The organism is Mesotoga sp. Brook.08.105.5.1 (assembly GCF_002752635.1).
Classification (GTDB): domain Bacteria; phylum Thermotogota; class Thermotogae; order Petrotogales; family Kosmotogaceae; genus Mesotoga.
In genome coordinates this window covers 1-21649 of the sequence record NZ_AYTW01000056.1, presented here as the reverse complement: position 1 = coordinate 21649, position 21649 = coordinate 1, and the positions used below count along the sequence as shown (strand labels likewise).

The 21649-nt window shown below is 44.9% G+C and carries 21 protein-coding genes; 7 read left to right on the top strand and 14 right to left on the bottom strand.

Going from position 1 to position 21649, the window contains the following annotated elements; all coding sequences use genetic code 11:
* The gene (gene def / locus V512_RS13225; protein WP_099830925.1) at positions 1 to 492 is read right to left on the bottom strand and encodes a peptide deformylase; all 492 of its coding nucleotides are present in this window, start codon (positions 490 to 492) and stop codon (positions 1 to 3) included.
* Entirely contained in the window at positions 489 to 1253 is a 765-nt protein-coding gene (gene surE, locus V512_RS13220) for a 5'/3'-nucleotidase SurE (RefSeq protein ID WP_099830924.1), read from the bottom strand. Before surE ends, def begins: the two co-directional genes overlap by 4 nt.
* Positions 1254 to 1349: 96 nt before the next feature.
* Here surE and V512_RS13215 point away from each other — a divergent pair, with 96 nt between their 5' ends.
* Positions 1350 to 2009 carry an HD domain-containing protein gene (locus tag V512_RS13215; RefSeq protein ID WP_099830923.1) on the top strand — a complete coding sequence of 220 codons (660 nt, stop codon included), beginning with the start codon at positions 1350 to 1352 and terminating at the stop codon, positions 2007 to 2009.
* A 3-nt stretch (positions 2010 to 2012) separates the two neighbouring features.
* On the opposite strand, the gene V512_RS13210 is transcribed toward V512_RS13215, so the two are convergent.
* The 4 genes from V512_RS13210 to V512_RS13195 form a co-directional block, all read right to left on the bottom strand.
* On the bottom strand, positions 2013 to 2291 hold the full coding sequence (locus V512_RS13210; RefSeq protein ID WP_099830922.1) for an acylphosphatase: 279 nt from the start codon (positions 2289 to 2291) through the stop codon (positions 2013 to 2015).
* Positions 2281 to 2922, bottom strand: coding sequence for a lactate utilization protein (locus V512_RS13205; protein WP_099830921.1), 642 nt, complete (start codon positions 2920 to 2922; stop codon positions 2281 to 2283). The genes V512_RS13210 and V512_RS13205 overlap by 11 nt, the downstream gene beginning before the upstream one ends.
* A gap of 68 nt (positions 2923 to 2990) precedes the next feature.
* Positions 2991 to 3341 carry a hypothetical protein gene (locus V512_RS13200; protein ID WP_099830920.1) on the bottom strand — a complete coding sequence of 117 codons (351 nt, stop codon included), beginning with the start codon at positions 3339 to 3341 and terminating at the stop codon, positions 2991 to 2993.
* Positions 3342 to 3656, bottom strand: a complete 315-nt coding sequence (locus V512_RS13195) for an SCP2 sterol-binding domain-containing protein (RefSeq protein ID WP_099830919.1) — start codon at positions 3654 to 3656, stop codon at positions 3342 to 3344.
* Positions 3657 to 3746: 90 nt separating this feature from the next.
* On the opposite strand from V512_RS13195, the gene V512_RS13190 reads away from it, so the two are divergent.
* Positions 3747 to 5996, top strand: coding sequence for a TIM-barrel domain-containing protein (locus V512_RS13190; protein ID WP_099830918.1), 2250 nt, complete (start codon positions 3747 to 3749; stop codon positions 5994 to 5996).
* On the opposite strand, the gene V512_RS13185 is transcribed toward V512_RS13190, so the two are convergent.
* Positions 5985 to 8453 (bottom strand): hypothetical protein, encoded by a 2469-nt coding sequence (locus V512_RS13185; RefSeq protein WP_099830917.1) that lies wholly within the window; start codon positions 8451 to 8453, stop codon positions 5985 to 5987. The genes V512_RS13190 and V512_RS13185 overlap by 12 nt on opposite strands.
* A 115-nt stretch (positions 8454 to 8568) precedes the next feature.
* Between V512_RS13185 and V512_RS13180 the strand changes: the two genes are divergently transcribed.
* Both V512_RS13180 and V512_RS13175 read left to right on the top strand, forming a co-directional pair.
* Positions 8569 to 9498 (top strand): DMT family transporter, encoded by a 930-nt coding sequence (locus tag V512_RS13180; RefSeq protein WP_099830916.1) that lies wholly within the window; start codon positions 8569 to 8571, stop codon positions 9496 to 9498.
* The gene (locus V512_RS13175) at positions 9495 to 11540 is read left to right on the top strand and encodes a glycoside hydrolase family 13 protein (protein WP_099830915.1); all 2046 of its coding nucleotides are present in this window, start codon (positions 9495 to 9497) and stop codon (positions 11538 to 11540) included. Before V512_RS13180 ends, V512_RS13175 begins: the two co-directional genes overlap by 4 nt.
* Positions 11541 to 11610: 70 nt before the next feature.
* Here the strand turns inward: V512_RS13175 and V512_RS13170 are convergent, their stop codons facing one another.
* The 7 genes from V512_RS13170 to V512_RS13140 form a co-directional block, all read right to left on the bottom strand.
* On the bottom strand, positions 11611 to 12930 hold the full coding sequence (locus V512_RS13170) for a glycoside hydrolase family 36 protein (protein WP_243392444.1): 1320 nt from the start codon (positions 12928 to 12930) through the stop codon (positions 11611 to 11613).
* A gap of 12 nt (positions 12931 to 12942) precedes the next feature.
* Positions 12943 to 13389 (bottom strand): hypothetical protein, encoded by a 447-nt coding sequence (locus V512_RS15215; RefSeq protein WP_243392443.1) that lies wholly within the window; start codon positions 13387 to 13389, stop codon positions 12943 to 12945.
* Between the two features lie 203 nt (positions 13390 to 13592).
* Entirely contained in the window at positions 13593 to 14735 is a 1143-nt protein-coding gene (locus V512_RS13160; protein ID WP_099830913.1) for an aminotransferase class I/II-fold pyridoxal phosphate-dependent enzyme, read from the bottom strand.
* Between the two features lie 7 nt (positions 14736 to 14742).
* Entirely contained in the window at positions 14743 to 15744 is a 1002-nt protein-coding gene (locus tag V512_RS13155) for a Gfo/Idh/MocA family oxidoreductase (protein ID WP_099830912.1), read from the bottom strand.
* A gap of 71 nt (positions 15745 to 15815) precedes the next feature.
* A complete protein-coding gene (galK, locus tag V512_RS13150; RefSeq protein ID WP_099830911.1) occupies positions 15816 to 16916 on the bottom strand; it encodes a galactokinase in 1101 nt (366 codons plus the stop codon).
* A 113-nt stretch (positions 16917 to 17029) separates the two neighbouring features.
* Positions 17030 to 17269, bottom strand: coding sequence for a glutaredoxin family protein (locus V512_RS13145; protein ID WP_099830910.1), 240 nt, complete (start codon positions 17267 to 17269; stop codon positions 17030 to 17032).
* A 116-nt stretch (positions 17270 to 17385) separates the two neighbouring features.
* Positions 17386 to 18987, bottom strand: a complete 1602-nt coding sequence (locus V512_RS13140) for a DUF2207 domain-containing protein (RefSeq protein WP_099830909.1) — start codon at positions 18985 to 18987, stop codon at positions 17386 to 17388.
* A 61-nt stretch (positions 18988 to 19048) separates the two neighbouring features.
* Here V512_RS13140 and V512_RS13135 point away from each other — a divergent pair, with 61 nt between their 5' ends.
* The 3 genes from V512_RS13135 to V512_RS13125 are packed head-to-tail and all read left to right on the top strand — an operon-like array spanning position 19049 to position 21438.
* Positions 19049 to 19837: an HAD-IIA family hydrolase gene (locus tag V512_RS13135; protein WP_099830908.1), complete on the top strand. Its 789-nt coding sequence runs from the start codon at positions 19049 to 19051 to the stop codon at positions 19835 to 19837.
* 24 nt (positions 19838 to 19861) lie between these two features.
* The gene (locus tag V512_RS13130) at positions 19862 to 20425 is read left to right on the top strand and encodes a LemA family protein (protein WP_180977912.1); all 564 of its coding nucleotides are present in this window, start codon (positions 19862 to 19864) and stop codon (positions 20423 to 20425) included.
* A gap of 5 nt (positions 20426 to 20430) precedes the next feature.
* Entirely contained in the window at positions 20431 to 21438 is a 1008-nt protein-coding gene (locus tag V512_RS13125) for a M48 family metallopeptidase (RefSeq protein ID WP_099830907.1), read from the top strand.
* Positions 21439 to 21649 lie beyond the last annotated feature (211 nt).

Genomic DNA, 21649 nt, shown 5'->3' with positions numbered 1-21649 from the left:
TTATCTTATGCTTTCCTTAATTATCTGATTCAATTTTGGTTTCAGCACCGCTCTTTTTGATGAGGAAAGATAATCGACGAATAGCACTCCTTCAAGATGATCGCTCTCGTGCTGCACTATTCTCGCAGGATAGTCCGTCAAATCCTCTTCGTGGTGCCGGCCATATTCATCCTGATAATGTATTCGAACTGCAGACGGCCTGATGATATCGGCGTAAATTCCGGGTATGCTGAGGCAACCCTCTTCCATCCTTACTGTCTCATCACTCTTGGAAATAATCTCTGGATTAATTACTACCCTCAACCCGTCTCCGGGGTCGTAAACAAAAATCCTCCGGGACACAGCCACTTGCGGTGCTGCGAGGCCCACGCCGTCCTCAACGTACATCGTCTTGCTCAACTCTTTCACGAACGCTTTGAGATCATCGTCGAAAACTTCGACACTCTCGGAAACATTTCGAAGTATGGGGTTTCCTATATAAATCACTTTCATTCCGACCACCCTTCCGAAATCTCCTTCAGTTCCTCAAAATACTCTTTATCGGTCATAATGGCATGGAGAGGGGTTATCGATACGAAGTTGGATTTAACTGCGTTGAAATCACAATCAGTAGAACATTCATCTTCGACTACCTCTCCGAATATCCAGTAGTAGTTGTTCCCATAAGGATCCTTTCTCTTTTCGAAATAATCCTTGTATCTTCTTCTGCTCTGTCTGGTCACTTTCCAACCCTTCAGTTCCTCGTACTTGACTGAAGGAACATTTATATTTAGAGCCGTGAAGTCCGGCATCTTACTGACATCGTAGATTTTGAGAAAATTGACCATGAATCTGGCTGCGGTTTCATACTCGGGATTACTCCAGTCACTGCTTGAGACCGCAATCGATGGGGTATCAGTCACTGCGCCCTCTAGAGCACCTGAGACTGTTCCAGAATAAAGAACATCTATTCCCATATTCTGCCCTTTGTTCACCCCGCTTATCACAAGATCTATCTTCCTATCCGAAATCGCAAGTAATCCGAGCTTAACGCAATCAGCCGGAGTACCATTAATTGCATAGCCGATGTTCTTATTACCGACTTTGACTTCCTTGGCCCACAGCGGAGTTCTGATTGTTATTGCGTGTCCAGTCGCGCTTCTTTCGACATCGGGTGCAACTACAAGGACTTCATGCTCTTCAGAAAGCGTTTCGGCAAGCAAAATAATCCCGGGCGACATGATTCCATCATCGTTTGTAACGAGGATATTCAATATTCGTGCCTCCTTTCACCTATTCATACAAATCATCTTGTATACTTATTTTACATTATGCATCTAGACTTTTCTTTTTTACTCAAGGAGAGAAATATGAATCTTACAGAGCTGATGGACTGCATTCCACACTTGCGAGAAATCCTCCACATCGTTAGGGAAGCCTTTGAAGACTACGATGACCCTGCTCATGATATTTCCCACACTTTCAGGGTAACGGAGAATGCGAGCGAAATTGCTTCTCGGGAGAGGTGTGACCTTCAAAAGGCAGTCATCGCCGCACTCCTTCATGACATTAAGCGGCCTCAAGAAGCTCTAACCGGCATCGATCATGCAGAATCCGGCGCGGAATATGCTTTAGGACTTCTACCGACCATGGAATTCAACTTTTCGTTTATCTCGGAAGTCTCGCAGGCGATTAGATCGCACAGATACTCCGGCGGTTTAACACCTACCAGTGTGACGGGAAAGATCCTCCAGGATGCGGACAGACTAGACGCTATAGGTGCAGTGGCCATAGCAAGGGTCTTTGCCTATTCCGGAAAGGTCGGAACTCCTCTTCACTCTCTCCAATTCGGTCCGTGCAACTCTTATAGCGGCAATTCGCGTAGTTCTATCAATCATTTTCACGAGAAGATACTTAAGATAAGACCGGAAACTTTCTGGACGGGAACTGCAAGAAAAATGGCTGAGGACCGCTACAGTTTCGTTGTGGAGTTTGTGAAGAGGTTCCTAGCAGAATGGGGACAAATCTAAACCTCAGTACCTAATTTCGAAGTTATTGAACGGCTTGAATGGGAGCTCTTCAATTTCTGTCTTTGTAATGCTGGCATAGGATGGACCCCTATCTATTCTTTCAACGAAAGCATCGATTTCCTCATCACATCCGGAACAAACGATCTCCACACTTCCATCGGGCTCGTTCCTCACAAAACCCGTCACCCCAAGAGACGTGGCGGTGTGAAGGGCAAAGTACCTGAAACCAACGCCCTGCACACGCCCAAAGACTCTTATCCTGAGAGTTTTCTTACAGGCCAAGCTCTTCACCTACAAGAACGATCGTGTAGCGCCATGGTCTTCTTCTCGAATCGATTATTATCGAGTACGTTTCACATATTCTTTCTTCGCTGCTGCAGTCGGAGCAAAATCCGGTTGTCACGCAGGGAGTATGCAAGTTCAGCCTCTTTGCATTCATCGGTGCTATCGACTTGATCCTCTTGATGCCTGCATCCAGATCGTTCACGACTTTATTAATTCCGGCGACAAAAATCACCTTCTCGGGGCCGAACGTTACTGCAGCGGCCCTGTTGCCGCTCCCATCCAGCAGTAGAATCTCTCCATTCTCTGTTATGGCATTCGCGCTACATAGATAATAGTCGGACTCAAATGCCTTGATCATGATCTCCCTTTTCTCTCTATCTTCGGAAACCGAGTCTCTGTCAAGAAATTCATATTTCCCCGACCTCAACAAATCCATTACTCCAGACTCCTGAAGTGTCACCGATCCGCCTGAACTAACGGTAGCTCCATCGGGAATCAGCTTATGAACTTCTTCGACCACCATTTCTATATCTGGGAGGTAAATCACCCTCACGGATTTGCTTTCAAAGACTTCTATGAGTTTCTGCGCCAGTTTTTCATTCTTCCATCGTCTAAGACTGTTCCTCATCACGAACTCCTTTCTTTGAGAGAAATCTGCCTTTAGTCAGCTCTCCGCAGTAATAATTCGAATTTCCTCTAGAATGTAATGATCTCGGCTCCACGCTCCACATATGGTGCCAGCGGAACGTGGTTCCTCATGTCCCCATTCAGGGGGAGACCCTCTTTCTCTACTATGTCAAGGACGCCCATCATTTTCGAACAACCATAACATACGGCCTTTATAAGGCCCCTTTTCTTCGCTTCAATGTAAATCTCATGAACAGGATCCTTTTCATGTGTAATCTCTTTCATGAGACGGGGAGATTCTCCCTCCATTACGACAGATACGGCAAATCCCTTTTCCGACATGTCAAGTGCATTCAGCAAAGCATGAAGAAAACAAGATTTCTTCCCTTCAAAAGCCAATATCAGTACTTCATGTGCCATTCATCCACCTCCAAGCAGTTTGTTAAGCTTCATCGCAAAGGCCAGATCGCCCGATACCCTTAAACTTCCAGTCATGAAAGCTGTCAGAGGATTCACAACTCCTTCAATCAGTCCTTCAAAGGTCGCGAAATCTGTGCGTATTGAGCAATCCGAAGGTCGTTCTTCTTCAAAAACCTCTAGCCTGCCATCGCAGATCTCGACAGTGAATCTCTGTGGATCACCTCCTTCGATAAAGAACGAGAATTTTCCAGTAATCTCCGAAAGCATCTCAGCTTCCAATCCCTTGATCTTCTCAATAGCTTTCCTGACTGTCATCAATCTACCTCCTCGCTTCTGCTTTACATACAAAGTCTAACATTTTGTTGTACAATGAGATCGAAATTTCCTATAAATGGAGGCGCTGCTTTGAGAAAACGATTCTTTCGCTATTTCGATTCAGTAATCAAAATGGAAGTTGAAAGAGAGGGAAAGACGAAGTTCGAAACTGATTCGGTGTTGACGGCGCCTGCAGAAGAACTGGACAGCGACGTGGCAAATCATCTCTTCCAAGGGTTGAGGCTGCACGGGCTAGAAGGATCCTCATCGCAGGACTTCAACGAGATGGAGATTGTAGAAACGACAGATGGATTCAGTATTAAAATCGAACTACATGACGACCAGGCAGTTCTTGGACTCGGACAATCGATCGGCCCTCTCAACAAAAGGGGCGCAGTTTATGAGATGTACAATACCGATGAACCTGATCATTCTCCCTCAAAGAAAAGGCTTTACTCAACGCTTCCAGTATTCTATATAGCTTCAGCCAGGAGACAGATCGGCTTCTTTCTAGATCACCCGGGATACTCCAGATTCGACGTAGGCTTCGAAACGCGAGACAGGCTGAAAATCGATATAGAAGGTGATGGTTTTAGTCTTTTCATGTTCTTTGAGAGCCCACATGAGACTATAAGAGACTTATTCAGACTAACCGGGAACCCTTTGTTCTTACCCGCCTGGGCTTTGGGTTATCATCAGTCAAGATGGTCGTATGGAGATGAGAAATCCGTTATTGAAATCGCGGAAAATCTCAGGAACAAAAAGATACCATGCGACGCAATACATCTGGATATTGACTACATGGACAGTTATAAGGTATTCACTTGGGATGAGAATAGCTTCCCCAATCCGTCGTCAATGATAGAACGACTATCTAATATGGGCATTAAGATCATTTCAATAGTAGATCCGGGTGTTAAGGCAGTTGAAAACTACGACATCTATGAGGATGGCCTCAAGGGTGACTTCTTCTGCAAGAAGGAAGATGGTACTCCCTTTAGACCTGCAGTCTGGCCTGGAGAATCCAGACTCCCGGACTTCCTGAACTCTGCTACGAGAAATTGGTGGGGAGAACATTATGACAGGCTCTTGAAGGACGGAGTCTCTGGCTTCTGGAACGACATGAATGAGCCCTCGATTTTCTACACACCTGAATTGCTCAAAGAGCTACAACAGCTTGCAACCGAAATAGATGACAATGGAATTGAAACGGAATTCCTTTTTGCGAGGATTGCCTCAAAGAAGAAGTACTACGACTACGGGAAGGATTTTGTTCAGACTGATGATAATGGGATCGCTCACTTGCATAGAAAGGTCCGAAACATCTATGGGTTCAATATGGCTCGAGCAGCATTCGAGGGAATAAGGAAAAGCAGGCCCGATTCAAGACCCTTCATTATCACTAGATCGTCATATCCCGGCATTCAAAGATACGCGATCCTTTGGACGGGCGATAACGAGAGTAGTTGGGAACAGCTGCTAAGCGAAATCAGGCTAATCCAATCCATTTCGCTTGCAGGAGTAAGCTTTGTTGGTTGCGATGTGGGCGGCTTTGGCGGCGATTGTAGCGGAGAGCTGCTTGTACGATGGACTCAACTGGGGGCCTTTCTTCCCTTCTTCAGGAATCACAGTGCCATTGGAACGAGGAGACAGGAACCTTGGGCCTTCGACAGCGAGGTGGAGAGGCTTATTAAGAAGGCAATAGAGCTTCGTTACTCATTGCTTCCCTATTTCTACACAATTCATAAGCAGTCAGCCGACGGAAAAATGACAATGATTAGACCCCTCCCGATTGTCTGGCCCAAAGACAGGGAAACTTATAACGCCGACGATCAGTTCATGATAGGTCCGTCTATCATGGTTGCTCCCATTTACCAGAGGAATTCAAAGGGTAGGCACGTTTATCTTCCAGAAGGAGAATGGCTAGATCTTAACACGAAGAGAGCATTCGCTTCAGGCCATGTCTGGACAGAGGCTCCTTTAGATACCATTCCCTATTTCTTGAAGGAGGACTCCATGGTCGTTACCACCTGCAGCTCTCAATTTGTTGAGAGCGGATCCTGGGGAGATCTTCGAATCATAGGTTTTGTTAAGAATTATGCGGAGTTTGAACTGTATGAAGACGACGGAATTAGCAACGCTCACGAAACCGGCGAATATTCTTTGAAGAAAATAGTTGTGCGCAGTTGTACAGATGGAATTAGAATTGAAGTTCTACCCAAAACAGGTAGCTTCAAATGCAGAGAGAGATCATTGACATTCGAAGTTCACAACGGAGAAAGGCTGTACGCTGTGAGCGTGCAGGATTCTCCTGAGGGTTGTGAAGTTTTAGTAAAGTAGTGCGAAATCTATGTAGGGCAGGAGTCTCATGCTTTCAAGCATGATTCCTGCTTTTATTTCAATTGGGTAAGCTGCGTAAAGGTAGACCGTCTCAAACTTATATATAGCCAGTCTCCAGGAAAAGCTCCTTCCTATCAACGTATCGATCTTCGCTCCAATTCCTTCCTCAGAAAGGTGAACAAGATTAATAAGATTGAACCCTCTCCTCGAAATAGTGTAGTCAGACGAGATTGAAAGGCCAACGACTATGTTGGAATCGTCCCTGAAATCCCATAGCTCAACCGGTACTAGAGATGGATCTTCTCCGAAAGTTACCCTAGAAAAGATAGCTGAATCTAATGCAAATCCGTTTTTCTTCCAGTCAAAATCGACTCTTATCCCCACGTCCACAAGATTTGAAGTTGCCGTCTGCGTATCCCTAACGGCGATATTCGTCTTCAGTGATGCCTGACCCCCGTAAAGCACAGATGAATCCTGAAGAACAACGTTAATTGATCCCGAGACTTGCAGGGGATAATTGAGCTCGGCCTTCCAGCCGAAAGCAAGTTTGGGATTAATGACATACTGACGATAAGCCTCCAAAGAAGCTTCGACATTGAGATCCGAAAACTCGAACGAAAGGGTGAAATCAACGGGCGTGTAGTCAATACTACACAGTTCGAGGTGGAGGCTCGGAAGCATTGTTCCAAAGTCGAAAGATCCACCGGCAATCAGATGGTTGTGAAATGTAAGATCGGAAAAAAGCAAAGACAGACCCTTGTAAGGAATGGGAGACACAAATCTCCAACTTGTGAAACCTTCGTATTTCTCGCCTTCTAATGGCTCAGGAACTCGCATCTCAACAGTCGTTTCTTTGAGCTTGAACTCAGTGGTCTTTGATTCAACTGAGTACAACAACTTGTTTCCCTTGACCTGACCGACAGCCACAATTCCTTCTCTTGTTCTGGCAGGATCTCTGACGTACCTGGGAAAGGTGGCAAGACTTGTCATCTCGCCTTCAGATGTGACAAGATAAACACTGCTGCCAAATCCGTTCTCTACCGAAATAAGAAATCCGCCTGAAGTCCAGCTTCCAAGTGAGAAGTCCTTATCGATTTTGTACATTAAAGGGGCATCGAAACCCGATGAGTAGAATGCAATATACTTGTTTCCGCGCATATTGACTCTGAACGCTACGAGCGCACCATCTTGAGATGCTCTGACGCTAGTGATCTGCATTTCCGGGTCTATTGCCGCGAAAATCGTCGTCACCCTTTCATTTCGAAGTGAGAGGATTTCCACAGACATAGTCCCCAAACTATTCCTCAGAATTGCTAGACGATCTTTTCCGGCGAAATCGATTCCGACAAGGTGGGAGTATTTCGTTCGCTCAAGCCTTCCTTCCCTGAAGAAGTAAAGCCTTGTTTCGGAGACTTCCTTCTCAAAAAGCAACAATGCAATTTCATTCTCAAAAACAGCGAAATCAATGATCTCCATGCTGGTTCTGAGAATTTCGGTGTCTTCCCTATATAGCGTGTAGTATCTTTGCTCTCTATCAAACCCAATATAATACAGTCTATTCGCGTAGGTCTTTGATCTGTAGTGACTGACAAATTCCCCGATATCCGAAGAGAGTCTATGGATCGATGGAGTCTCTACTCCTTTCCACTTTTCCGATTCAAAATCGATAAACTCCGCCTTTAGCTCCTGATAGCTTTTACCATATACTCTCTCAAAAGAAAAATCAATTCCTGCAAATCCAAGAATCCCCGACTTTATCCTGACCAATTCCTGAATGCTTTCAAAGCCATAGGTCTCATATAGAAATGTCAGGAACGCATAGCCGTAATTGTAATAGGCCTCTCCCCCGATGCCGCTGTGACCGGATACTACGGTCTCCTCGAGAAAGGGGTCCTCTCTGTCAAGTTGATCCCAAAGAAAAGGTAAGCGTCTGTAATCGTACTCATAAAGGTCTCCAATAAGTTCGCTCCCTAACTGCGCAAAGCCTTCGGTGAACCACATGGGCTGAAGGGCGTTAGGAAGGTAAAGTCTTGAGAAATAGTTTCTCAGAAAGTTTCCAACTTGAGTTGTTGCGGTAATCTGAAAAAGATGACTAAGTTCGTGAGTGATCACTTCTTCCAACCAGAAGCCGTCATTTCTGTAGGGATAGTCGAGACCGATCGTCATTATGTAGATTGATTCCATGACTGGATTTGCCAGACCGTTTGACCGATCCTCATAGCCTCCAATCAATATGGAGATCTTGTCTCTGAAAGGGTTCCCGAATAATTCACTCAAGCCAAGGAAGGTATTTTCTGCAATCTCTTCAATTTGGGAAACCGAACCGGCCACTTCGTTATGGTATATATAAACAAAGTGCTCTGATTCATGCTTCAACCAGTCCAGATCTCTGAATGAATATCCGCTTACGATGACCGAAATCAGCAGAACAAAAAACGGAATATATCTTCTGAACAAAACAACACCGCCTTCTTGAAAAGGAGATCACTACTATTATAGACTATGCAAAGGCGACAAGGCCCTAAGGTTGCCGGTTACTTCGTCGCAGTGCTATTATTGGTTGAGGTGCTTTATGGCAGAGATAGAAAGAGACAGGCTCTTGGCATATTTTGCAGGAATCGGTTCTTCAGTTATCTTTGGTCTTTCCTTTCTATTTACGAAGAACGCACTTGAATATACAAATCCCATGTACTTTCTTTCGTACAGATTTTCTGTTGCCTTTCTGACTATTTCATTGTTTAGATTGTTTGGTATCGTCAGAATCAGACCCTACAGAGCAGTTTTTAAAGACCTTCTTCTTCTCAGCCTTGTTCAACCGGTCATGTACTTCATCTTAGAAAATGTTGGGGTCTCTTTGTCCACTTCATCCGAAGCTGGAATACTCCTTTCGACAATTCCAATATTCGTACTGATTTTCGCCAGGATATTTCTTAAGGAGAGACTTGCCGCTCCTCAGATAATCTCAGTTGTGACTGCGCTATTTGGCATAACTTTGATAACCGCCGGAAAGGGGATTTCCTCAGGAAGCAGTCCACTGGGGCCGATCATTTTGATAGGTAGCACAATCTCGGCAGCCTTCTATAACATTCTCTCGCGAAAAGCCTCTGTCAGGTTTAGTTCATGGGAGATCACATATCATATGATGACGATGGGCTTCATCTCTTTCACCGTAATTGCAGTTATACTGTCTTTGTCAAGAGGAGAGTTTTTGTTCTATATCGGCGGAATTGCTCAGCCTGGTGTCGCCATTGCTGCGCTTTACCTCGGTACATTATCGTCGGTCGGAGCATTCTTCCTGATCAACTTCATGCTTTCCAAGCTTGAAGCATCGCGCTCAACCGTCTTTGTCTACCTTTCAACAGTTGTATCTCTTCTCGCCGGCGTGATTTTCAGGGGAGAAAGATTCGGACCAATTCAGATGTTTGGAGTAGCTCTTATTCTCTTCGGAGTATGGGGGGCCAACGCTCTGTCGAAGAGGAAAATCAAGGAGGGGTCGAAATGATGAAAATGAAGAGCGTCGTTACTACGGTTTTCATCTTGGCAATGACAATTGCCAGAGGAGTATCCTTTCTTACTACTGCAGATTCAACACCCTCAGTAGTGATCATTGAGAGTTCACTGGAACTGAATATGTCTCGACTCGATAACAATTGGTGGTCAGCAGAAGTTAATATTGAGCCAGGTCTCTATCATTACTACTATTCCACAGAAGATGCGACTTTTCTTGACCAAAGGAATCCTGACAAGTCGTACAAAGATGGAGCAGAACTATCAGTGTTAAGAGTAGAAAACCTTGGAGACCTGCAAGACTTTGCCAGACACAGTGTTGGCGACAGAGATTACTTCAACCCGGTAAACGAAAATGAATTCTACTTTGCCGTTTCACTTCCTATTGGAACTACTTATCAGCTCAGCCTCATTGTCGATGGGACTCGCTACAATCTAGAGTATCTACGCGACTTCGGCAAAGATAGCTTTTATCGTACAGACAGGATAAAAGTTGAAAACTTGGAGTATTACTTCGAGATAGAGGATGGAGACAACTCAGTGGTCCTCGATTCTCTCGGACTGTGCCAGGAGTTACGTCTTCCATTCATTTTCGAGAAAGATAGGCTTCCCATAACGTATTTTGATCTTCCGGAATGGTCAAAGGGAGCCGTTTATTATCAGATTTTTCCTGAGAGATTCGCAAATGGAGATCCCAGAAACGATCCTGTTGGAGTTCAGCCGTGGAATTCTGATCCTGTTTTCGCCAACCTCGGCGGCGATGGCTTTTTCGGAGGAGACCTCAAAGGGATCATCGATCGTTTCGATCACATTCTTGAGCTGGGAGTAAATGCGATATACCTGAACCCGATCTTTGAAAGCCCTTCGAGTCACAAGTACGATACTGAAGACTACCTGAAGATAGATGACAATTTCGGCGACGACTATGTTTTCGAGGAGCTCATTTCACTGGCAGAAGATTCTGGCATCAAATTGATTCTGGATGGAGTCTTCAATCATACCGGCTACGACTTCTTCGCCTTCAAAGATCTCCGTGAAAGAGAGGAGACTTCCCCCTACAAGGACTGGTATTTTGTCAAACGCTTTCCAATAAGGAAGATCCAGGATAGGGCAATGACATATGTGGGATGGAACGGCTACGCATATATGCCTAAGATAAACAGCCTCAACGAAGGCTGGCAGGCTTACGTGGAACAACTTGTACGCAAGTACGATCTTGAAGGAATCGGTGGCTGGCGTCTCGATGTTGCAACGGAAGTTGACCCTCTTTTCTGGAGTGATTTCTTCAGACCACTTGTGAAGGGGTTAGACAAAGAAAAATTGCTTGTCGCGGAATTTTGGGGAGACGCCAGAGCACTGCTTAGAGGCAAGTCTTTTGATTCGGTTATGAACTACCCCTTTAAGGATGCGGTTGTGGAGTATGTTTTCAGAGCGGGAAACTCTGCTGCAAAGTTCGCAGCTATGACTAATCTGTATCTCAACGCTTATCCGCCTCAGACTCTGCATTCTCTCTGGAACATTCTGGACAGCCACGACACCGAGAGAATTCTTACCCTTGCCTTCAATCAGGTTGATCTTCTGAAGATAGCAGTGGCAATTCAGATGACTTTCATCGGCAGCCCTGTAATTTACTACGGAGACGAAATCGGAATGAAGGGGGGAAAGGATCCGGAGAACAGAGCTCCCATGATCTGGGACGAAGAGAGATGGAACTGGGAAATCTACGAATTCTACAAGAAGCTAACAGTGCTTAGAGAATCTCACGAATCTCTTCGTACCGGAGAATATGAAGTCATGACAACCAGTGGCCCCGTTCTCTCTTACAGAAGATGGAACGATCAGGATGAAGTAATTGTGGTAGTTAATCCATCAAGAGAAAGCGTCTCCTTCAGTCCTTCGACAAGTGGCGAATTCTTTGAGTATCTTTCCGGAAGAATACTGGTAATTGATCAGCACACAGTAGAGATCCCTGCTATAACAGTTTGGATTCTTGTTAGGAACGAGAGCGGTGAACTGGCTTCTGCCGACAACTCTTGATATCGAGTTCTAAGTCCCGTCAACTATTCATCCATAACCGAGTTTATTGTCGGTAGTTGATTCAGGCGGCTCATTCTAAACCTTCTCGTGCTTCTCGCTTTTCTATCCATATGCTTCGGGGAGGTAGTTCAACTTCCATAACGGAAGGAATTACGCCTGACCAATCCTGATACATCTTCTTGAGCTTAATTGAGTGCCGAGGTGTATCGTTAAGATTCACGAAAGAGGTGACGTCATAGACGGGTGCATTTCTCGTACAGGTTGCGAAGACTCCGTTCATGCCGTCAAGGAAGACCCTGGGTTCTCCTCCCCTAAGCTGCATCGCTTCCATGAGCAAAGAAATCCCGTCGCGGCCAACCTGAGACATGTCATCACTGGTAAGCATCATTCCATCAAGTAGACCCACAGATAATGCAAATACTCGCTTCTCTTCTTCGGTAAGTCCGCAGTTCCTCAAAACAATCGTATCGGGATCATTCAGCCACAGCCTGCGGTGCATGAAGGACCTTGTGTAGGCATTTCTCAAGCTGTACCTTGCGCTCGGAACTCCTATATCCATCGTTTCCCCATTCCACTCAGGCGCAGTATCGGACCCGATTCTCATACCATCAACATAACCTACTGAGGGAAGCAGAGGAGCTCCACAGCCAAGAATGAAGCAATCATCTCCGGCAGCAGCTCTAATTGTCTGCATTCCACTTCTATACGCCTCAACCGGTGTTAAGAATTCGTTGAAGCGCCCTCCAGGAATCGCACCAGCGAAGAGAAAATCTATTTTCAAATAGTCAAAGCCATAACTCCTTATTGTCTTTATAAGCCTTTCGAGGTGAAGTAGAACTTCTGGATTAGTCGTGTCAAGAGCGAAAACCTGCTTATTCCAATTTCTGTATGCTACTCTGGGATTGCCATCACTGTTCTTTACAAACCATTCTTTGTGCTCGTTAAACAGCCTTGAGGATTCGGAAGCAGAAAACGGGGCTATCCACAGTCCTGCTTTGAAGCCTTTTCCCCTAATTTCAGAAGCGATTTCTTTCAAGTCCGGAAATTTGGAGTTGGTCGTCAGCCAGTCGCCTATTTCCTTTTCGTAACCATCGTCAAGCTGAACCAGTCTGTAATCGATTCTCTCGCGATCTCGAATTTCGGCAAGAAGCTTCACATTCTTCGACAACTCATCGAAAGTTATGTCGGTGAAGTAATGGTACCAACTACACCAACCTATCCCTTCAAACTCATTAAACTCAACCTCATTACTCTGCTTTATGAGATCAGCATACTTTTCAAGCATAGTCCAGAGGCTTTTATTACCAAGAATAACCATCTCTTCGAGTTCTATTGACTCGCCCGATGCAAGTTCAGTACCGAAGAGATCCACTGAACCAATGATGCTCAAGGTCTCATCGTCTCATAGGAAATACTGGTGAGTGAATTGATTCGAGACAAAACCTACAAGGAGCTCGTCGGTGGCAATGAAGTAATCGCTAGGTCTTTGCCCTTTCCTAAGGAGCTCAGGTATTGGGGAGGCGGCAAAGAGACTTATTCCTTGAGAATCTGCGTACTGAACAAACGAATCCACTAATGGTCGCTCCCAGTAAGCCTTGAATGGGAACCATGACTGCCAGTTGTTGTAGTAAACGGGCTCACTAACATCCTGGATTTCGATTAGATCGATCTTGCCAACTTTCTTAGGAGAGGGATCTTCGTTGCGAATTGAGACCCTGAGCAAAACTCCCGATGAGTCTGGAAGGTTTGAAAAGCCATAGATAAGGACAAGGTTTTCTCTCTCTATCTTGAACTCTCTCTCGCTGCTAAGGAACAGCTCCTCTATTCCCGCGATTCTTGTCTTCAACACTTCAAATCACCTCACAACCTTGTTGTCTATTATAGGCCAACAAGAAAACAAGTTGAATCGCGGTTTCACTACTGATGCTGAGAGGAAAGACGTTTATGACTCCAATTCTGGTTGTCGGTTTTTCTTGCTCTTTCAGACGCCGGGTTCCTTTCTTTCTCGGAACAGGTACAAAGAAGCAGAACCATTCATTTTCTTGGTTGCTCCTAGATTGCTTCAAGAGCTGCACCTAGATCTTCCAGAAGATCTTCAACATCCTCGATCCCCACCGAAAGCCTTACCCCTCCTTTGGATAGACCCACTTCACTAAGCTGTTCATCTGTAAATGAAGAGTGACTGGTGAGAACAGGTATCGTGACAAGTGATTCGACTCCGGCCAGACTTGTTGCTTCTAGAAAGAGCTTGCTGCTTCTTATGAATCTTTTCGCTTTTTCCAGATTCTCCAGCTCAAGATACACGACTCCCCCAAAGCCTTTGCAATCTGCAAAGCAGCTAGGTTTAGTGTTCATCAAAGAAGGATAAGAGACTCTACGCACTTTTGGACTTTTCGAGAGAAAAACCGCTACTTCTTCCCCGTTCTTATTATGCAGTTCCATTCTGGGACCAAGAGTCTTCACTCCACGACTGACCAGAAAAGCATCAAATGGAGCTCCATTCGTGCCCAACCTAATCATTTTCTGTCTAACAAGCTTCTCAGAATCGCCTTCGCTGAAGGCGGCAAAGCCCGCAATGACATCGGAATGGCCATTCACATACTTAGACAGACTCTGGATATCTACGTCGGCACCATGTTCAAGCGGCCTAAAATTGTAGGGAGACAGAAATGTATTGTCGACTATCAAAAGCGCTCCGCTCTTCTTTGTTATCTTTGATATGTTTTCGATTTCCGATAAGACCAGGTTCGGATTTGCCATTGACTCAACATACACGATAGCGGTATTGTGGTCGACAAGATTCTCAAGGTCTTCTAACTTTGACTGGTCAAATCTCCTGACCTCTACTCCCATGCCGGGTAGTTCCGCGATAAGACTCTGAGTCCCTCCGTAAACGTTTTTCGAAATCACCAAGTTCATCCCTGACTTGAGAAAAGTGAGAAATACCGTAGTGATAGCGCCCATTCCCGATGAAAAGAACACTCCGCCTTTTCCTCCGAAAAGATCGGACAGCTTCCTTTCTAAAACTCCTATCGACGGATTTCCGACCCTTGTATATAAGGTCTCTGAGGTTTCGCTGAGATACTTGTCGTCATTTGCCAGGAAGTTCGAAGTCTGGAAAATAGGAGTTGTTACGGCGTCGCAAACTTTTTGCTCTTCGCCACTATGAATAGCTCTAGTATTGAAGCCACTCATCTTCCCATCAACTCTCCACTATCAATGAGTCCACAATCACTACTCGTTTCTCATTTGCAGAAATCAATCCGGCCTCAACGGTCGCCAGATCAAGGATTGCCTCCCGAATAGAGCCGAGAGAATTCTTCTGACCTTTAATGACTCTGTAGAAATCAGTAAATTCCTCAACGAATCCATCACTGTTATTTGCGTAGAATTTCTCTCGACCGTGAGCCTCGATTTCGATTGTCGCTTCATCCTTGTCAACACGCAACAGGCCTTCTGTTCCAACGATCTCGAGTCTGTTAAGAGTGGCCGGAGCTCCATATACAACCGAGTAGTTCCCAATCACTCCTTCTCCCAGTGTCATATTGAAGACCACTGAGTTCTCCGCACCAAGATAATCGAGATTCTTCTCTGAAAATCCGCTAACTTCTCTCACATTCCCAAGGATTTTTCGCAAGGCCGCAATGTCATGAACGCCACCGTCAGAAATGAATCCCCCCACATGTTTCGGGGCTTGCCTCCACTTAGTCTGAACATACTTGTTATCCAGTCCGAAATCTACCCATTTGAGCCAACTGAATATGATTGGTTTGCCGATCCTTCCTTCCCTCACAAATTCGGAAGCCTTAGTGTAAACTTCTATGTGTCTGTAATTCTCTGCGATGTAGACAGGTGAATTCCCCGGAAGATTCAACAGAGAAAGTCCTTCTTTCACCGATGCAGCAATAGGTTTCTCACAAATAACTGGTTTCTCCGCCGTTCTCGCAGCTACGATCATTTCGGGATTGAGGGCAATTGGCACTGCAAGGACAATCGCATCGACATCATCGGAATAAAGAATCTCTTCATAAGAATCGAAGACTTTGATTTTACCTCCAACGAGATCGGCGAACTCCTCAGCCTTCTTTCTTGTTCTGCTGTTTACAGCAGTAATTGTGAATAGATCTTTCAGCTCCATTAAGGCGGGAAGATGAAGTTCCCTTGAGGCGATTCCCGCTCCTACAACGCCTAGTCTAATGTTCATATCATCCTCCTTCGCAAAACCGTTCAAAGCAACAGAACTGGGATAAGTCCATTTAAGTCAGACTTTCTTTCTCACAAAGGGAAAGAGGCTTCAACTTCCCTTGCACCATCCGAGGGCCTTACTTCGTAACAATCGATATCTATCGCAAACTTCTCTTTATATCTCGTTTTCACCACTTCAACTATCTTCTTCTCCTCGGTTTTCTCACAAAGGGCGAGTACCGATCCACCGAACCCGGCTCCAATCATTCTTGCACCCGATACGCCCTTCATCTCTCTAAGCGTATCAACAATGAAGTCAGTTTCTTCACAAGTAACCTCATAGTCAAGAGCCAGAGATTCATGAGATTGTATGAGAAGCCTGCCAAGGTTTTCAAAATTCGAGTTTGATAGAATCTTCATTGACTCCAGAACCCTCATGTTCTCTGAAACAACATGCAAAGCTCGTCTATAATAGAGATCACCCATTTTTCCTCTGTTCGGAAACAGATCAACCATTGAAACTTCGCGATAGCTACTCCTGCCAAGAATCTCAAGAGCCTTTCGTGCTTCCTCTCTTCTTGAATTATACGCGCCTCTTGAAAGAGAATGATGTACCTTTGAATCGAACACAAGAAGCGTATAGTCGCCCAGTTCCAGGGGGACATACTCATATTGCATCTTGAGAGTATCAAGGAATATCGCCTTGTTCCTACGTCCCATTACCGCCGTGAATTGATCCATAATTCCACACTTGACTCCGACAAAATCGTTCTCTGCTTCCTGAGCATAATTGTACAACTGAGTTTCGCTGAGCTTTAGATCAAAAACCGAGTTCAGTGCTACTATCAAGGCAACCTCTAAAGCGGCAGAGCTCGAGAGACCTGCTCCTTCAGGAAGGCTGGAGCGAATATCAATATCCATTCCCCCGAACTTGGCGTCAAGCTTATTCTTCAAGATCCAGATTATTCCTTTTAGATAATCGCTCCAGTCACCTGTCTTTTCAATAACACTTTCTTCGAATGACACCGGTTTTCTTCCCATGGAGCTCAGGTGAATCCGACCGTTACCATTCTTCTCAATTGACAGAAGAACATATTTGTCAATCGCGGCTGGCATTACGAACCCTTCGTTGTAATCAGTATGCTCTCCAATGATATTAATCCTACCAGGCGCAACAAAGTACCTCTTCAACTCAACACCTCCAGCAATGTACATATATGCTTTTTGCTCTATATTGAGAGAATAGCACCCCGTTGACAAAAAAACAAAGCGGGCTAATGCCCGCCGTGAAATCGCTTCTTCAGTTAATGGATACCCAGAAGGCCGTCTATCTTTCCCTTGTCAAATCCTACAATAACCTGGCTTCCTATTGTTATCACCGGAACACCCATCTGCCCACTCTTCTTGACCATTTCTTCCGCTTTGGCTTTATCCTTGCTTACATCATAGTCTTTAAAAGCAATTCCGTTTGCCCTGAAATAGTCCTTTGCTCTCTTGCACCAGGGACATGTGGGAGTAGAATATACAACTACCTTTGCGCTCATGAAATTCACACCTCCATTTACCCCCTAGGGGTATTAGTAAGTAAATTATAGAATATTTCTGCTACAATTGTCAACTGCTCGATTTAGGGAGACATGTATTCATTCGGGAGAAGTTATCAGGATTTCGCTTTATCAAGAAGCAGTTCGAGTTTCTGCAGTTGGCGGAGTACTGAAAGCTGTTGTTCGTTAACCTTCTGTCTGTTGGCAATCAGATTCTGCAGATGCCCCATAGCTACAAGCTTTGACAAATCATCGTTGTTAAGCGAGGGCTTTGAAAGAAGATCCTTCTCTGACTTCTTCCATTCCATATAGAACAGTCTCCCTGAAGGCGTCCATCTTGCGAAAATCCTCTTCGGGACAACTAGAAGAAGCCATCCCAGGCACCAGTCTGCATAGAGAACTATTGACAGCACGAGAGATTCATCTGGAAAGGAGAGGTAAATCTGCCAGTTTCCAAAGACAAACTTCAGTATCATGGACCAGATGATTAAGTAGAAGATCGAAAAAACCGACATGACCGTAGAACCGAGGTACTCATAGAATCTTCCTGACTTCACGCTGCGCATCGCATTCTTCTGCCAAAGACTGTAATGTTCCCTGAATTCGTTGAGCGAAACGCTGTTGTTTTCAGCATCAGGAATCTCTATTGAACCGTCTTCATTTCTCTTTAGAGACTTGATGGCCTGAAGCGCCCATTGCTGCTGCGTTGGGATTCCATTATGAGTTGCCTTCACGGATATAGAATTCTCACCGATAAATATCTCTCCGCTGTTGTGCATCTCAAGAATCGTTGCAAGGAAGCCGTTGTGATCCACTTCCTGGAATGGATTCCTTATTACTGCATTAAGAATATAGCCCGGTACATCGTAGATTCTATAACCAATTTCCGACTTAACCTGAGGCTCGACTCCAAAAAGGATAAACGTGAAGAATAAGACGAAAAAAGGCACTGCTATCTGAAACCCGATCAAACCCGAAAGAAAAGCCTGCTGGAACATGGCTATCTCGTGTTCCTTGCGAATCGAACTTTTGCTTACGGTTGTACTCACCGCGTTTGGCATAGTACTGGCAATGTTTTTTGGAAACGAGATCTTGATTTCGCCCGATGCATTTGAAAGAACAGATTTCATTCGAAGCTTCACGGAGTTTCCTTCTATCTCCACCCTGGCTTCTTTATAGGGCCTGACAGAGATATCGTCCTTTGTTATCCTAGAGATTATGGCCTCGGGTAACTCTATGGAAAGAGAGATGTCTCTGGTCATGGCATCTGAGTTTGGTTCCCAGAATCTATAGCTCAACACGGCGATATCCGTTCCTATCTCGACAACACCGGATAAACTGTATTCAGTTGTCATCAGAAACTGGGTGACTTCTTGTTCAAGAAAGATCCTCGCATCGAAGCCGCCGGGGGATGACGATATCTCTCTGACAACACCGGTTCCCTGGGAAACCTCAATAGAATACGAGTTGAGAACCGAGGGATATGATAAATGGAGTTTCTTAGTCGCTGTCCTGTTGTTGCGAGATAGCGTATAAACTGAAAGCTCTTCTACGAGAAGCTCCCCCTGATCATTCAGTCTGGCGTTGATTTCAACCGAATCGATCTTGTAGGGAGCTGATTCCCTCCAGAAGCCATTTCCTAAGGCAATGAACATAAAAAATCCGCTGACTATCATGAATATGATAAAGAAGTACTTTCTTTCGAATTTCCTTTTCATTTCATCTCACCCTTTGTATTATACTCTGCATATGAAAACAGCTGGAAAAATGGAGGAAGAGATGCTCAAACACAAAAGACTCTTCGTTTCAGATATGGATGGAACGTTCTACCTGGGCGAGCATCTTTTACCAGGCAGTCTGGATTTCGCCAGGGCCATCTACAGACACAATTCAAGACTCGTGTTTCTAACCAACAATTCATCACGTACTCCTGAAGAATATATCAGAAAACTGGTGAAAATGGGCATCGAAAGGAGACTATTCGAGGTCTACACATCCGGGGAGGCTACTGTAAGTCTCCTCAAGAACTGCTTTCCTGGCAAGAAGGTGTATCTGTTGTCAACGCATTCAGTCCGGAAGATGTTTTTAGATAAGGGGATAGTCCTCGATGAAAGTAATCCTGATGTTCTCGTTCTGACATACGACACAGAGATTACTTACGAAAAGATCAGGAAGGCCGCTCTCTTCATAAGAAGAGGTGTTCCATACATTGCAAGTCATCCTGATATTAACTGCCCTACCGAAGAAGGCCCTGTACCGGATGTTGGAAGTCTTATTAGCCTCTTCGAGACATCTACGGGTCGTAAACCTGATCAAATAGTCGGAAAGCCGGATCCAACGATACTCAATATGGTCATGAAAGACTTCGGTTGCTCACCTGAAGAGACGGTTATGGTTGGAGATAGGCTCTACACAGATATTGAGTGCGGACTGAGAGCGGGAGTTGACACCTACCTTGTTCTATCGGGAGAAACGACCGAAGATATGATACCCGTTACACATAGTTACAGAGTTGTGCAGAACACCGGATCACTAGCAGCGATGATTGACAAAGATAATACTGTATAATTACCATAAGTTGGAGGTGATTGAATGGTCATCCTTTTCGTTGTAATTGGAATTATTGTTGTCTTAGCTCTATGGCTCATCGGGGTATATAACAATTTAGTCACCCTAAAAAAGAGGGTCGAAAATGCATGGTCGCAGATCGATGTTCAGCTCAAGAGAAGACATGATCTAATCCCGAACCTTGTTAGCTCTGTGAAAGGTTACATGAAATTTGAACAGGAAACTCTGGAAAAAGTAATGCAAGCGAGAGCAAAAGCTGTTTCAGCTCAAGGTGTGGGAGACAAGATCAAGGCAGAACAAGAACTTGGCGGCGCGCTCGGTAGACTGCTTGCAGTAGTCGAAAACTACCCTGATCTGAAAGCAAACACAAATGTATCACAGCTGATGGAAGAATTGACCACTACCGAGAACAAGATCTCTTACGCAAGACAGTTCTACAATGATTCTGCTACCAAGTTCAATACAAAGATCGAGATCTTCCCGAATAACGTCATTGTTGGCTTCTTTGGGGGCAAATTTGAATTGTTTCCTCTCTTTGAAGTGACAGAGGCCGAAAAAGAAGCTCCCAAAGTAGATCTTTCCTTCTGAGAGCTATGTCTTTTACAGTAGATTTCTACGAAGAAGGCAGGAAGAATGTCAGAAAGACCATCATTCTCGTGATGGTCTTTCTTGCCATGATGGTTGCATTCGGCATGATAATAGACTTGATCTTCGGTATTCTACCTATATTCACTCTTGTTTTCCTCTCCGTTGCCCTAATACAGATTCTTATTTCTCTCTCCTCAGGAAAAGAGATCGTCTTAAAATCAGTAAAAGCGCGCCCTCTCAAAACGAACGATCCAGAGGAACGACAGCTCAAGAACATCGTAGATGAACTCTCAATTGCAGCTGGAATGGGGAAACCTCCGGATGTATTTGTGATTGATGATGACTCGGTTATCAATGCATTCGCTACCGGAAGGAGACAAGATGATTCCGTCGTTTGCGTAACTAGCGGACTTTTGAAGAATCTCGATCGTGAGGAGACCTCCGGCGTAATCGGCCACGAACTTAGTCACATACTAAATAAGGACGTTCTCCTTATGACGCTGATCTCTGCGCTTCTTGGTGCGGTTGTGATTGTTCAATTGCTTGCCTTTAGGGCACTGATCACTTACCTGCGGTTTGGCGCTATTGGAGCGGCTACAAGGTCAAAACGCTCCTCAAAGAAGAACGACAACTCTGCTCTGCCTATAATCGCTTTTCTTGCGGCAGTTGCAGGGCTTGGCGCACTCTTCTCCTTTACTGGAAGACTCTCGTTGCTTGCTGTCTCGAGAACAAGAGAATACTTTGCTGATGCGAGAGCCGTCGAATTGACTAGAAATCCCGCAGGACTATCGAGAGCTCTCCGAAAGATTGCAACGACTTCTGCGAAACTCCAGACAGCAAATGTGGCGACCGCTCATCTATTCATATCAGATCCTTTGAAGAGGAGGATAAACAATAAGACCTCCTTCTTCGCATCCTTGTGGAGCACACATCCTCCGATCGCGATGAGAATTTCAATACTTGAAAACAAGACACTGACGGAAATTGAAGCGGAGCTTTCCGACTATATCTGATCTTCAGCACTCCTCCCAATGTATTCACGCAAAGAAGTGACTAAGGAAACGAACCTGTAACTTGACAGTGGGTAGGGGTACTGGTAATATAGGAATTGCTGACGCGAAGTTAGCGTTAGTGGTAAGAGCGAGCGAAGGAAGAAGGGTCATTGAAAAATGGATAGCAATCCAGCGAGTTTCGAAAAAAATGAGTCATGGATGGAGGGTTTGA